At 59.9% G+C, this 14587-nt stretch carries 9 protein-coding genes; 3 read left to right on the forward strand and 6 right to left on the reverse strand.

Annotated elements, in window-relative coordinates:
- Positions 1 to 30: 30 nt before the first annotated feature.
- The 4 genes from C6Y56_RS18180 to C6Y56_RS18195 all read right to left on the reverse strand — a co-directional run bounded on the left by C6Y56_RS18180 (position 31) and on the right by C6Y56_RS18195 (position 8694).
- A complete protein-coding gene (locus C6Y56_RS18180) occupies positions 31 to 399 on the reverse strand; it encodes a hypothetical protein (protein WP_169431049.1) in 369 nt (122 codons plus the stop codon).
- Complete coding sequence (locus C6Y56_RS18185; protein WP_249314313.1) at positions 400 to 5148, reverse strand: RHS repeat-associated core domain-containing protein; 4749 nt, start codon at positions 5146 to 5148, stop codon at positions 400 to 402.
- Positions 5145 to 8051 carry a type VI secretion system tip protein VgrG gene (locus tag C6Y56_RS18190; RefSeq protein WP_169431050.1) on the reverse strand — a complete coding sequence of 969 codons (2907 nt, stop codon included), beginning with the start codon at positions 8049 to 8051 and terminating at the stop codon, positions 5145 to 5147. Before C6Y56_RS18190 ends, C6Y56_RS18185 begins: the two co-directional genes overlap by 4 nt.
- A 127-nt stretch (positions 8052 to 8178) precedes the next feature.
- Positions 8179 to 8694: an Hcp family type VI secretion system effector gene (locus C6Y56_RS18195; protein WP_169430015.1), complete on the reverse strand. Its 516-nt coding sequence runs from the start codon at positions 8692 to 8694 to the stop codon at positions 8179 to 8181.
- A gap of 394 nt (positions 8695 to 9088) precedes the next feature.
- Between C6Y56_RS18195 and C6Y56_RS18200 the strand changes: the two genes are divergently transcribed.
- Both C6Y56_RS18200 and C6Y56_RS18205 read left to right on the forward strand, forming a co-directional pair.
- Entirely contained in the window at positions 9089 to 9910 is an 822-nt protein-coding gene (locus C6Y56_RS18200) for an aldo/keto reductase (RefSeq protein ID WP_169431051.1), read from the forward strand.
- Positions 9911 to 9939: 29 nt separating this feature from the next.
- Entirely contained in the window at positions 9940 to 10410 is a 471-nt protein-coding gene (locus C6Y56_RS18205; protein WP_169431052.1) for a DUF1810 domain-containing protein, read from the forward strand.
- Here the strand turns inward: C6Y56_RS18205 and C6Y56_RS18210 are convergent.
- Positions 10375 to 12735, reverse strand: a complete 2361-nt coding sequence (locus tag C6Y56_RS18210; RefSeq protein WP_169431053.1) for a DNA polymerase II — start codon at positions 12733 to 12735, stop codon at positions 10375 to 10377. The genes C6Y56_RS18205 and C6Y56_RS18210 overlap by 36 nt on opposite strands.
- 189 nt (positions 12736 to 12924) lie before the next feature.
- On the opposite strand from C6Y56_RS18210, the gene C6Y56_RS18215 reads away from it, so the two are divergent.
- Positions 12925 to 13365 carry a CBS domain-containing protein gene (locus C6Y56_RS18215; RefSeq protein WP_085712511.1) on the forward strand — a complete coding sequence of 147 codons (441 nt, stop codon included), beginning with the start codon at positions 12925 to 12927 and terminating at the stop codon, positions 13363 to 13365.
- 124 nt (positions 13366 to 13489) lie between these two features.
- Here C6Y56_RS18215 and C6Y56_RS18220 read toward each other — a convergent pair whose 3' ends face one another.
- Positions 13490 to 14113, reverse strand: a complete 624-nt coding sequence (locus tag C6Y56_RS18220; protein ID WP_169431054.1) for a glutathione S-transferase — start codon at positions 14111 to 14113, stop codon at positions 13490 to 13492.
- Positions 14114 to 14587: the final 474 nt, after the last annotated feature.

Raw genomic sequence — 14587 nt, forward strand, 5'->3', positions numbered from 1 at the left:
CCGCGATAACTTTAGCATTTCTGCGAGCCATTAGGAACCAATGTACTTGTAATAAACCCTCAGCCCCCCATTAACTCCGGAAATCTCGAGGTGAAGGATCGCTTCACCAGGTGCACCATCAGCAAAAAGAACACATTCTAAGCCGAGCGCTTTTTCATTAGTTTCATATACATCAATGTAAGGCCGGCCTTGCTTGCTTGAGTCAAAAGCCTTTTCTTCAGGCGCGATGGATATCTTGGTGCCTTTAGCGAAATAATCATCAATACACTCAAAAATCTCATCAGCAACCGCGCTGGATATTCCAAAATCTTGCTCAAGTGTAGACGTGTCACGTCGATCGATGGCCTCTACGAGCAATTGGGTCTTGGCATAAGCTTCGTGATTGGTGGGTGTACTCATTTATCGACTCCGTCTCTTGGAAGGTGTTGCGGTGCTGGTACCCGCGTTGGCTTTAATACCGGTGAAGTAGCCACGAGCCTGGAGTGTCGCACACTTCGCTGCCTTCGGACTAAGTCCCGCAGCACGTAGCGACTTGAAGGCTACGACAGTCTCACTTCCTAGCAGGCCGGCAGTTGATGCCTTATCTTGGGCTCGATTAGCATTATAATGCGGAGTTCCTCGTGTGGTTCCGTCTGGGTTTCTTCCTTGAAGGCTTATCGCTGGCGCATCATTGTATTTATAACCTGAAATTCCATTCATCGACGCATCCTGATAGATGTGGTGGGAGTCTTGGAGCCCCCCTATTTTTCGAAGGTCGCCATGGCGACCTGTCACTACACCTTCAGCTTCAAGTACTTTATTACATTCACATGGGCATGTTGCACTCAAACCAAGGCTATCGACCCAGCCTGTCGGATTTGGTGCATATGCATAAAGATTTAGCCCTCCCATGTAACCGATCGGGTCTTTGCTAATGAAACGGCCAACACTTGGGTCATAGTACCGGTGTCGATTGTAATGCAGCCCCGTCTCATGATCGTGATACTGCCCTTGGAACCGTATAGGGTTCGTCACGCCATGCTGCCGCGCCCAGTCCGAGCGCTGTTCCTTCACCTGCCCCCACGCCTTGTACTGCGCGGTCCAAGCCATATTGCCTTGTGAATCCGTCAGTTCCTGCGGTGTACCGAGGTGATCACATTGATACCAGGCCAACGCATCAAACGGTAACGCCGTTGCCTTGTGATTCCACACTGGGTCTTCATCAAGGCTGTATTCACCGCTGTAATCCGGCAGCCCCATCAGCTTGATCGGCGCATGCCGTACAGCCTGTGCAACGGGTACAAAAGTGCCCGGTTCAAAGACGTAATGCACCGTGCGACCCGGTTCGCCATCGCCCTGCGCCAGACTGCTTTCCCACGCAAGATTGTCGCCATCCCAACCGTAAAGCGTAAAACCGCAGCCCAGTTCACGCTGTTTGCGGGCGTGCTCGTTTCTGTTCCAGAGGGAACCGGCTTCCGGGCGCTGTTTGTAGTGGGCGCGGGAGTTTTTGTGCAGACGTCGTCCCAACGCGTCGTAGGCGAAATCCACGCTCAGGCGCGTGTCCTCGAAATGCACCAGTCGATCAAACAGGTCCCAACGCAGATCGCTACGCTGACCGTTGTGCCAGCGCTGGATCTGGTTACCGCGCTCGTCGTAGTCGTAGTGGGTGCCGGCGTATTCGCGCAGCAGGTTGTCGACCAGTTTGCTGCGCGGTGGCGTCAGATCCAGTGGACGACGGATTTCGGCGGTCTTGTCATCCAGCAGGTTACCGGCCGGGTCGAAGGCGAACGTTTCAACGCCTTGACGCGTCACGGCGCTGAGCAGTCGACCGACGGGATCGTAACGATAGGCGAGCGGGCCGCGGCGACTGTCATTGATGTCAGTCAGTTGGCCGGCAGCGTCGTATTTGTATTCGCGCTTGAGCAGGATGCTTTTGTCATCGCTGCGCCCCAGCAGTTGCTCCTGCAAGCGTCCGGCCGGGTCCCAGCTTTGAGTTTGCAGCAGATGATTGCCTTGATGGCGGGCGATTTCGCGGTGCAGGTCGTCGCGTTCGTAGCCGATCAGTTCATGCTCATCCAGACGCATGCCCAGCAGGTGGCCGCTACCGTAAGTGAGCCAACTGACGCGGTGACCGTCCGGGCGAACGGTGGCAACACGTTGATTGAGCACGTCGTACTCGTGCTGCCAGATCGCGACGGTGGGCTTTTCCAGTCCGAGGTAATGTTGGTGTTCGCGCAGCAGATTGCCGGCCGGGTCGTGGAACCATTGCAGACGGCTGTCGGCGTTGTCGGCCAGCACCATATTGCCGTTGCCGTCATAGGCAAAGGTTTCGCTTTGCGATTGGTCACCCAGAGTGGCGCGACGCTCGGTCAAGCGACCCATCGGGTCAAAGCTCACCGAAATGATGCGTTGGCCATTGATCGATTGGGCGAGGCGACCGGTGAGCGGGTCGTACTGATAGCGTGTGCTGCGCCCATCGAAACCGCGCTCTTCGAGCAGACGACCGACCGGGTCGTAGTGGAAGTGAGCGCGTTGTTCGTTTTCGTTTTCCAGGGCGGTTAACCGTCCGAGACGGTCCCAGCGATAGCGCAGGGTTTGCTCGGCGGCATCGACACGTTCGGCGATCAAACCGGCCGCGCTATAACTCCAGGTGGTGCAGCGATCGAGACCGTCGACATGCGTCAACAGCCGGCCTTCGGCGTCGCGTTCGAAGCGCTCTTCAGTCTTGTCCGGGTGCTTGATCAGCACCAGTTGGCCAGCCTTGTATTCGTATTCGGTGGCGTTACCGGCGGCGTCGGTGAAGCAGATCATCTGCCCCAGTTCGTTGTATTCCCAGGTGCTGGTCTTGCCTGAGCAGTCGACGTACTCGACCAGTTGCCCGGCGTCGTTGTAGTCCAACGTCTTCTCGTTGCCGTTGGCGTCCTTGATCGCCGTGGGCTGACCGGATTTGTTGTAGGCGTATTGGGTTTTGTTGCCCAGCGGATCGAGCGCTTCGACCAGGTTGCCTTGGTCGTCATAGGCGCGTTGCCACTGACCACCCTCGGCGTCGCTGATCTTGATCAGCAAATCCTGATCGTCGTAGGCGTAATGAATCACCGTGTGATCGGCACGGATGTGTTCGAGCAGGTTGCTGCGTTCATCGTAGCTGTAGCGATCGGTGCTGCCGTCGGCATTCACGCGGCGAACGATGTTCTTGGCCTCGTCGCGGAAGAACCATTCCGAACGCTCATCCGCGTAACGGATGCGGTAGGTGTAGCCAAGGATGTCGTAGTAGTGCCAGGTCTCGTTGCCAAGGGCGTCGGTGACGTAGGTCAGACGGATGTTGTCGTCCCATTCCAGGCGCGTGTCGAAGCTGCCGTCATCGGCCCATTCGCGGATGGCTTTGGCCTTGGCGCCGGGGCCGTCCCACTGCAGGTTCATGCCGCGTCCGGTGCGGTCGGTGTAGCGAGTGATCAGGTGATGCTGGAACTGATACGACCAGACTGCACCGTTCTCGTCCTGCGCTTGAATCAGGTCGCCATAGGCGTCGTATTGATAGGCGCAGAGCTGGCGCAGCGGTTCGCCGTCAACGATTTGCCAGAGGCCGATAAACCGGCCGTGATCGTCGATCATCGTGCCGAGGTGCAGGTGGACTTTGGTGAAGTCGTTTTCCTGATAGGTGATCAGGTCCGAAAGCACCGACTGTTCGCCGTGACGATGCTCGTAATGCAGCATGATCCCGGCGCCGTTGCGCAGAGAAATGTTGGTCAGTACATAACGCTGGCCACGGCGGACGTAGGTTTCCTTGCGTTCGAAACCGTGACACACCAGCAACTGATCTTCGCTGGCACGAACGAGGGTGATGTTTTCGATGGCGTCGTAGTGGAACAGACCGACTTTGGGCAACGGATAGCTGTGATCGCGGCCGTCGGCGCCGTAGAAGGTCAGGCCATCATCCACGCAGTCGAAACGCGTGGTGAACTCGCTGATCCAGCGTGCACCGAGATCGCTCTGATCGTAGGCGTCGAGGCGTGAGTTGTAAGTGCGGGTCCACTCGATCGGAAAGGGTCCGGGCAGGCTGAAATCGGTATGGCTGAGACTTTCCGAACCCAAGGCGAAATTGATGCTGAAGTCCGTGGCGCATTCGCAGGGACCTTTCTTCGGGTTGGGCGCGCCTTTCGCCGGTGCCTGTTGGCCGTGGGCGGCCAACTGCCCCTCAGATGCCGTACGCTTCGCCTGTCCGGTCTTCTCCGGATGGACGGCGGCGTTCTGGCCATGGGCATTGCGCTTGCGCCACAACGTCACGGCGCTGGAAAGAATCAGCAGCAACCAACCGATGGAGTTCTGAACGGACTCGTCGTCCAGCTTGCTCAATTGGGTGCGAAGTTCCGGACCCATCGCCCGCAGTTTTTTGGTTTCGTCGGAAACGGTTTTTTTGAGGTCATCAGGAACGAGATTTTGCGCCACGCTGTTGGCCAGGCCTTTGCCTGCTGACTTCAGCGCGCTGTTGGCAGCCCCAAAAATATTGCTGAAAGACGCCAGCGGATCATTCTTGAATTGGTCGGCCGCAGCGCTTGCCTGGGCGCTGGCTGCATTCAGATCACCTTTGGCATCCAGATTGCCAAACGCCACCGCTTCGATGCCCTTGGCAATTTCGTTAACGACTTCTTCGCCGAGCTTGCCAGCGTCCGCCAAAATACCGGGCAACTTGCCTTTGGCCTGTTCAACAAAATCATCCAGCGTGCCGATAATCGAGGCGTTCAGGTGACCGACCAGCACCTCGATCACGGAAGTGCTGAGCAACAACTTGCTGCTGGCCCTCATCTCCTGGCGCACCAGAAACAGAGTCGGACGAAGGGTCATCCGTGCAGCTGCCATCGCCGGTGGTAAAGGCAATACGCCGATCAGGTTGATGCCAAGGCTGGCCCACGCGAGCAAGTCGCGCTGCTTGGCGTTCGACAGGGTGACGATGTCACCCAGCGCATCGACCAGCGCCATGATGTTGCCGACCACCGGCAAGGAGCCGGCAACGTTCTTGATCCGGTCGAGGGTGACCACCCCGCCGCTGGCGGATTGAAGCCAGGCATCGAAGGTCGCCGCACCGCTGGCGACATCCTGAATGTCGATGGCACTCAGGGGAACAATGGCAACCTGAGGTTCACGTTTTACAACAGCATTTTCAGTGGTCATGACAGCTTCTCACCCGCCAGCAGGCCCGGGGTTTTCAAGGAAGTTTTTGGAAGCGTCGGCGCCGGCAGACTCGGCAACTTGCCAGCCTTGCTCGCCGCCCCGAGAATCCCCGACGCACTCGGCATCGCCGCACTCGCCAGTTTCGGCAACCCGGCCACCCCGCCCTGCATCACGCCTTTCACCTGCTGTGCCGTTTGCATCGCACCTTGCGCGGTCTGCATCGCACCCATCCCTGTCTGTGCCAATTCCTTGCCCTTCTCCAACATGTCCCAGTTCTTGCTCGGCAGCGCCTGCGCTACCATCGCCTGCACCTGGCTCGGCACGTCATCCGCACCCGGCGGATTCAACGGCCATTCCGGCTTGCCGATGTAGCTGCCTTCACTCCAGGTGTCCGCAGGATCCTTGCCGAACAGCACCCGCGCCGGCCCCGGTGCGGCGCCGGCGACGCTGGCAAAACCTTTGGCGTCGAGCTTGCCCTTGATGCTTTTGCCCAGCGCATCGATGACTTCGTAATCGCCGTCCTTGATGCCCTGGCGACCGGCGTACTGGTTGAACAGTTCGAGGTTGCCCTTGCCCGGTTTCGGCGGTTCCGGGAACACGCCCGCGAGGCTCTTGGCACCGGTGTAAGCAAAGTTCGCCGCGTGGGCGGTGTACGGGCCGCTGGTGGCGTGGGTGATGCCGCCGGCGTTGTAGGTCGTGGCGCTGCCGCCGCCCTGGATCACCAGTTCGGTCTTGGCGGTGATGGTGATGCGGTCGGCGTTGGCGGTGATGTTGAGCTTGGCCAGCAGGTTGATGCTGTCCTTGAGTGCCTTGACGTCGATGTCGCCGGACGCCGCCACCAGCCGCCAGCCCATGCTCTGCACGAACAGGCGCATGCCGCGACTGGCGCTGGCCAGCAGGCGGTTGCCGATGGAAAAACTGGTGTGACCGGTACTGCTCAGCGCCAGGTGTTCGCCGGTGGCGATGTGGCTGGAGCGCGGCGTAGTCAGGGCGATGCCGGCCGGGCTCGCCAACACCAGATGCGGCTCGGTGAACTCGGGAAATTCATTGGCGGTGAGGTTTGCCGGGCCGCTGCCGAGCACGCCCTGATGCTGCGCGTGCAAGGCCTTGGCCACGTCGTCCTGATCGCCGGCTTCCTGGGCCTGAAGCTCTTTGGCCTGCGTGGCGAAACCGTCCTGTTGATCGCTGGCGGTGGCCAGGCGTTCGGCGGTTTCCGGCAAGTCCTTGTGGTGCTTGGATTCGTTCGGACGCGGTTCGGTGGTGATCAACAGACCGGCGCCAGCACGCACGGCGCCGTGGCGGTCGGTGCGTAGTTCGAAACCTTCGCCGCGCGGCTGGCCGCCGCTTGGACGCGGATGGGTCAGGTAACCCAGGTTGATCGCGCTCGCACCGTGATCACTGCGCAGCGCGATGCTGATCTCGCTGGTGGTGTCGTCGATGCGCAGTTCGTTGGCGCGGCTGCCCTTGTATTCCTTGCTCTTGACCGTGGCCAGGGTCTTGAAATCCGGCAGTTTGTACGGCGGCAGGTTGGCGCCGTGGTACAGGCAACCGGTGATCAGCGGCTGGTCGGGATCGCCTTCGAGGAAGGTGATCAGCACTTCCATGCCGACCCGCGGAATGTTGATCGAGCCAAAGGTTTCCGCCGCCCAGCTGGAGGCCACGCGCATCCAGCAGGTGGTCTTGTCATCGTGCTGGCCTTCGCGGTCCCAGAAGAACTGGACCTTCACCCGGCCGTATTGGTCGCAGAAGATTTCTTCGCCTTCGGGACCGGTGACCACGGCGCTTTGCGAACCGAGGACTTTGGGTTTCGGGTGGTCCAGCGGCGGACGGTATGGCACGTCCCACGGAATCGCGCTAAAGCGGTTGCGGTAACCCTGATGGAAATCGTCTTTGTTGTCGGTGGTGTCGCTGGTCACCGACTCTTCCAGCACTTGCGGTTGTTTGCCTTCGTGGAAGATTTCCGTGAGCAGCCACAGGTCGTTCCACGTCGGGTTGGCGTGGTCGGTCAGGGCCAGAAAATGCCCGGTGACCAGGATCGGCTGATCGCTGTTGCCCTCAGCCAGGCGATAGTCGCTGCGGTGGCGTTCGAGGTTGCGGTTGGCCAGGTGCTTGCCGCGCTCACGGTCCACGAAACGGCCCGGGTAATCGTAGTCTTCCAGGTCCGGTTGGGCGCTGCTTTTGGCGTCGCTTTCCAGCTCGATCTTCGGTTTGACGAAGTCGTAATCGCGCCGCGTGGTGCGGCTGGTACGGGTGGCCAGGCGCAGGCCGAAACGCTTGACCACCGGCTTGTCCGCCACCAGCCCGGAGTCCTGCTGATAGGCCACGGGCGCGAGTTTCGGGAACACCGTCTGGTCATCGCCGAAGGTCAGTTTGTGGCCGCTGGACGTGTGCTGAAAGTGGTAGTGAATCCCCTCCTCTTCGCACAGGCGCTGGACGAAATGCAGGTCCGATTCGTCGTACTGCGTGCAGTAGATCCGCTCGGGATACACCGCACTCAACTGAAAGTGGTAATCGCTGGCCAGAATGCCGTGTTCTTCCAGCACCTGACTGATGATCTGCTGCACCGTCATCTGCTGAAAAATGCGCTGGTTGAAGCGGTGCGCCAGATAGGAAAGCTGTGGCCGCAGGGAGATTTTATAACGGGTCAGGCGCTTGCCCGCCTCGCCCTGGGCGATGCTGTAGATCAGCCCGTGAATCCCGCTTCCGCTCGGCGACAGCTGCAGAAACGCCAGTTTGTGCAGCAGGCTTTCGAGGTTGATCGAGGCCTTTTCACTGACCAGTTCCAGCTCGAATTCGAAGGGCGTATTGAGGGCTTCCCGACCGGTGAACGACAGCACCTGAAAATCGCTGTCCGCGCCATCGATGGTCAGATTGAAATGGGGCTGGTTGGCCGGTGAGAACATTCCCTTGTCCCTCGCACAGTGCTGCGATGCGCGCCAGATCGATAAGGATCTGGCGGCAAAAAATTCTTTTGAAATTCATGATCTCGGCCAGCAGCGCTGGCCGAGACAGTAAAACGATCAGCCGTAATTAAACGACCGGAGCACGCCAGTCATCGGAACCCGAAGTACCGGAGACTTCGTGGGTCCAGGTGATTTTGCGGTAGGTGAACTGCACTTCTTCCAGATGAGTGAAGTGGGCGTTCGCCGGGTCCTGGCAGTTGTGCATTTTGTTGTTGATGGCGACGATGATCGCGTCTTCCAGTTTGGTGGTGTAGTAGTGCTCCTGGGTGCCTTGCGCCGAGGTGCGGTACCACTGGATGACGATTTCGCTCATGCGCTCGCCGGAAGTCAGAGCTGCTTGCAGCAGCGGCGAAGCCTTGTCGTAGACCTTGGTGATCACAACTGGCTTGTGCACGCGCTGACCGGTTGGCTGACCGGATTGCGGGTCACGCGGGATGATCACGTCGTGGGTGAACGCCTGAACCATGACCTGGTCTTCGTGGCCTTCCTGGTAGGTGTTGCCAACGGAGTCGGCGGTGAAGGCGCCGGCAGTGATCAAGCCTTGTTTTTCGCCGGTAACCGACATGTACGCGGGTGTTGCCATGGGATGCTCTCCTTGCTGAATCATTGGGTGCGCCGATAGGTGATATCACCCAAGAGGCGGCCAATGGCCATCAATTAGCATGCCAACTTTTTCAAACCCTTATAAACCGGGGGTTCGGTAAGTTTTCTTCGCAGATGCGGCGAAAATTCCCACTGATTCCGTCGAAAAGTGCGCAAGAAGTTGCGCAGTGCTGTGCAACTTCTTGCGCACTTGGCTGGAGACCTTGATCGGCAAGGACTGTAGCGTTTTTGACCATGGTTTTATTACGTATAACTGCGCAACTTCTTGCGCACTTCCCAAACTCCCGCTCACTAGCCGACACACCTCATTTGGAACCCGTGGGCTATCCTGCTGCCCACTCTAGGTATCGACCGTTTTCAGATAGGAGGTTGGAATGCGTACCCTCGAATTGGCTGGCGTGCAGGTGCCGGTGATTGGCCAGGGCACCTGGCGCATGGGCGAAGACCGCTCGGCGCACAAGCGTGAAGTCGCGGCCCTGCGCAGCGGCATCGAACTGGGCATGACCTTGATCGACACCGCCGAAATGTACGCCGAGGGCGGTGCCGAAAGCGTGGTCGGCGAAGCCATTGCCGGCCTGCGCGATCAAGTGTTCCTGGTGAGCAAGGTCTACCCGCACAACGCCAGCCGCAAAGGCATTCCCCAGGCCTGCGAGCGCAGTCTGCGCCGACTCGACACCGATTACATCGATCTCTATCTGCTGCATTGGCGCGGCCAGTATCCGCTGGAAGAAACCGTCGAGGCCTTCGAGCGTCTGCGCGAGGACGGCAAGATCGGCCGCTGGGGCGTGTCAAACTTCGACGTCGGCGATCTTGAGGAACTGTCGAATTCCGCCTGCGCGACCAATCAGGTGCTGTACAACCTGGAAGAACGCGGCATCGAATTCGACCTGCTGCCGTGGTGCCAACAGCAGCGCATGCCGCTGATGGCGTACTGCCCGATCGGCCAGGGCGGGGCGATGCTTGTCGAGCCGGTGCTGAAACAGATTGCCGCTCGTCACGGCGTGACCCCGGCACAGGTTTCGCTGGCGTGGATTCTGCGTCAGGATGGGGTGATTGCGATTCCCAAGGCCGTGCGCCCGGAACACGTGCAGCTCAATGCACAAGCGGCGCAGCTGCAACTCGAGGCCGGGGATCTGGCGGCGCTGGACCAGGCGTTTCACGCGCCACAACGCAAGCAGCGGCTGGCCATGGTCTGAGCCACCGCCGACTGACAGAGGGCTTCGCCATGAGAAGCACTGATCAGGAAGACCCGTACGATCTGCAACGCTTCGTGCTTGCCCAGGACCCGGTGTTTGATCGGGTCCAGCGCGAACTCGGCGAGGGCCGCAAGCGCAGCCACTGGATGTGGTTCGTATTCCCGCAGTTCGCCGGGCTGGGTGGCAGCGAGATGTCGCGGCGGTTCGCGATCAACTCGGCCCCGGAAACCCGTGCCTTCCTCGCCCACCCGTTGCTCGGCGCCCGTTTGCGGACCTGCACGCAGCTGGTGCTGAACGTGCAGCAGCGTTCGATTGCCGAGATTTTCGGCCATCCGGACGACCTGAAATTCCACTCATCGATGACCCTGTTCGCCCAGTTCGCCGACGACGACAGCCTCTGGCATCAGGCGCTCGAGCGTTACTTCCACGGCATCCAGGACGAATGGACCCTGCAACTGCTGGACTCAAAACAGGCCCAGTTGCCCCCCGATCAGGGTTGAGAAATCGTCGTCGACAAACGGCAGGATCGCATCCGCCACCGGTTGCAGCTGGCGGGTGATGTAGTGGTCGTAGTCGATGGCGGCGCGACGCACTTCCAGCGGTTCGGGCCCGGCCAGGGTGATGACGTAGCTGATCCAGCCGCCGTTCTGGTATTGCCGCGGGCGGCCATGCTGCGCGTTGTAATCGTCCGCCAGACGCGCCGCACGCACATGCGGCGGAACGTTGCGCTCATAGTCGTCGAGAGTGCGGCGCAGGCGCTTGCGGTAGACCAGTCGCTCGTCGAACTCGCCGGCCAGGGTCTTGCGCACGTACTCGCGCACGTAATCCTGATAAGGCTTGCGCTGGAAGATCCGTTCGTACAGTTCCTGCTGGAATTGCCGGGCCAGCAGCGACCAGTCGGTGCGCACGGTTTCCAGGCCTTTATAGACCATTTCTTCGCTGCCGTCGGCGCGGGTCACCAGGCCGGCGTAGCGCTTTTTGCTGCCCTCCTCGGCGCCGCGAATGGTCGGCATCAGGAAGCGTTTGTAGTGGGTTTCGAACTGCAATTCGAGGGCGCTTTCCAGCCCGTACTGCTCGCGTACATGCTCGCGCCACCAGTCGTTGACGTGCGCAACCAGCGCCCGGCCGATGGTCGCCGCCTCTTCCTGACCGTGAGGGCGACGCAGCCAGACGAACGTCGAGTCGGTGTCGCCATAAATCACCGCATGCCCCTGGGCCTCGATCAACTGACGGGTGCGCAGCATGATTTCGTGGCCACGCAGGGTGATCGACGATGCCAGCCGCGTATCGAAGAACCGGCAACCGCTGGAACCGAGCACGCCGTAAAAGGCGTTCATGATGATCTTCAGCGCCTGGGACAACGGCGCATTGTGTTCGCGCTTGGCGGTCTCGCGACCCTCGGCGACACGGGCGACGATGGACGGCAGGCAATGCCGCGTGCGAGAGAAACGAGCGCCGCGAAAGCCCGGCACCGAATCGCTGTCGTCGGGATGCTGCAAGCCTTCGATCAACCCCACCGGATCAATCAGGAAGGTGCGAATGATCGACGGATAAAGGCTCTTGTAGTCGAGCACCAGCACCGACTCGTACAGCCCCGGCTGCGAGTCCATGACAAACCCGCCGGGGCTGGCCTGCGGGGGATTGGTGCCGAGATTCGGCGCCACAAAACCCTGACGGTGCATCAACGGCATGTACAAATGAGTGAACGCCGCCACCGAACCGCCGCTGCGATCCGCCGGCAGACCGGTGACGCTGGCACGCTCCAGTAAAAACTTCAGCAACTCGGTCTTGGCGAAAATCCGCGTGACCAGTTCGCAGTCCTTGAGGTTGTACTTGGCCAGCGCCGGTTTGTCCTCGGCGAACATACGGTTGATTTCGTCCATGCGCTGGTACGGGTTGTCGATGGACTTGCCCTCACCGAGCAAGGTCTGGGCGACGTTTTCCAGGCTGAACGAGGGGAAGCTCCAGGTTGCCGAACGCAGGGATTCGATGCCATCGATGATCAGCCTTCCTGCCGCTGCCGCGAAGTAATGATTGCGGCTGCCGTGTTCGCGCCACTGCATTTCCTCGCCGCCACGCCCTAGCTTGAGCGGCACGCCGAGGCGCCGGGCGTGTTCGTGGAGGATGCGCAGATCGAACTGCACGAGGTTCCAGCCGATGATCGCGTCAGGGTCATGGCGGGCGAACCATTCGTTGAGCTTCTTCAGGATCAAGGTGCGCGATTCGCAGTACTCAAGGTCGAAATCGACAAGGCTGTCATCGCCGTTTGGCGCGCCGAGCATGTACACCTGACGTTCACCGCAGCCTTCCAGCGCAATGGAATACAACTCGCCCTGCTCGGTGGTTTCGATGTCCAGCGAGACCAGTCGCAGTTGCGGTCGATAGTCGGGCGCAGGCTTGAGGTGGGCGTCGAGCAGCACGCCGTCGGCATCGGGCGTGCCGCTGAACCACACCGGCGCGGTGATGAAACGCTCCATCAGGTAGCGCTCGGGCGGTCGCACATCGGCTTCGAAGACATCGACACTGTGACGGTTGAGCGCCGTTTCCAGACGCATCAACTGACCGTGTTGCTGGCAATACAGCCCGAGCACCGGGCGATGCTCGAAATCCTGCAAAGCCAAAGGGCGCAGCTCGACGTTCTTTTCGTCCGCCAGCACCCGCTCGGCCTGCTCGCGCTGCGCCGCCGGAATGAACGCCACCGACGGCTGATGCGGCAGGCGCACACGGCGCGGCCCGGCGTCGGTCGCCAGCCAGAACTCGACTTCGGTGCCGGCCGGGGTGTCGCGCCAATGCCGGGTCAGGACGAAGCCCTGCTGTAAATCCACCACTGCGACCTCAAGAATTGATTCAGAAAGGCATTCTACGCGGCATTGCCACAACCGGTGGCACAGGTCTGGCAATGAAAAAACCCGTCAAATGACGTTTTTTGCGTGTTATCTGCCGTTTTGCGGCCTTGCTCTGCGCGCCACGGTCTACGATGCTTGGAGAACAACGACAACACCTGAGTAACCGCCATGAAAACCGTCGCCCAGCTGCTCAAGCTCAAAGATCAGAAAAATCAGGAAGTGCATCAGATCAAGCCCGATCACATGGTGCTCGAAGCGCTGATGAAGATGGCCGAGAAAAACGTCGGCGCCTTGCTCGTGGTGGAGGACGAAAAAGTGGTGGGCATCATCAGCGAGCGCGATTACGCACGCAAGCTGGTGCTGCACGGGCGCTCCTCGGTAGGCACGCCGGTACGCGACATCATGGTGGCGAACGTGATCACGGTGGATACCCACCAGACCGTCGATACCTGCCTGAGCATCATGTCCGACAAGCGTCTGCGCCACTTGCCGGTGGTAGAAAACGGCAAACTGCTGGGCCTGCTGTCGATCGGCGACCTGGTCAAGGAAGCGATTGCCGAACAGGCCGAGCTGATCAAACAGCTGGAGCAGTACATTCGCGGGGAGTGACTCTTACAGCCACTACTGTCCTTTGTGGGAGCGAGCCTGCTCGCGATAGCGGTGTATCAGGTAAAAGTATCTGCTGACAGACCGCAATCGCGAGCAGGCTCGCTCCCACAGGTTTGTTTTTTGTTCAGGCAGGCCAATGCCGCGCGAAGACCGGCGCCAGCACCGGGTGTCGGTCGATGCGTTGCAGCCACGCATGGAAACCGGGCCGGGCCTGACGCAGGTGTTCACGGGCACCGGCCCAGCGCGAGACCACCGCTGCCAATACATCCAGCGCCCCCGGTGTTTCATCGTCCAGGTACAGCTCGGCGGAGAACTGGTCGGCAAACACCTCCCAGGTCCAGTGCAATCGTTCCCGCGCACCCGTCATCAGATTCTGCCGCGAGGCCTCGTCCGGCATCACCAGCCAGCGCTCGGGGTAATCAATGATGCCGATGGCCGCATAGCAATTGCTGACGATGTACACCAGGCCGCGAATCGCTTGGTCACGGTCAGCGCCCGCGGCGGGCAACAGGCCGGATTGCGGAAAACTCAGCCCCAGATGAATCAGGATCGCCGCACTTTCGGTGATTACACTGCCGTCCGGCAGTTGCAGGGTCGGGATCTGTTTGAGCGGATTGAGCCGCGCCAGCTCCTGCGCCGCTTCCGCACCGGCCTCGATATCGATGAAGCGGTAAGCCACCTGGCACAGCTCGAGTGCCGCCTCGATGGCCGCCGCCCCTGAATTGCGATGTCCGTAGAGCTGATACATATCCCCTCCTCCACTGCGAAAGGCATCCTGCCCTGGCCCTATTTATAGCTGTTGTATCGAATTTGGCACGGATTGCGCATTCATCGGCAGCTTGCGAATCCCTGATCTCGCAAAACAGCGCTGGCGGTGCCCATCCCGCACCAAGAGCAATCAGCGAACGCTATCCGCGTTCTTGTAAGGTGCGATACCGAACCAAAAGTTCGCGTATCCGAGCTGGCAACAAGGAGTTCACCGCGTGAATCTTCATCTGCTGCGCCACACTCTTCTCTCCGTGCCCCTGTACCTGCGCCGTGTTCGTCCTGCGAACAGTGCGTGCATGCCTTTTATTACCTGAACGTCTGCACTATTTATTTTTTAAATAGCACGCAAGAAGTCATTGCGTGCGCGCTGCTTTAATGAATGCAAGAAAACATTGTTCGACAATAACTTCCAGACAGCACACCGCTACAACTTTCGCTGTTTGGCGTTAATGTC

This window comes from Pseudomonas fluorescens (assembly GCF_012974785.1).
GTDB lineage: Bacteria > Pseudomonadota > Gammaproteobacteria > Pseudomonadales > Pseudomonadaceae > Aquipseudomonas > Aquipseudomonas fluorescens_BT.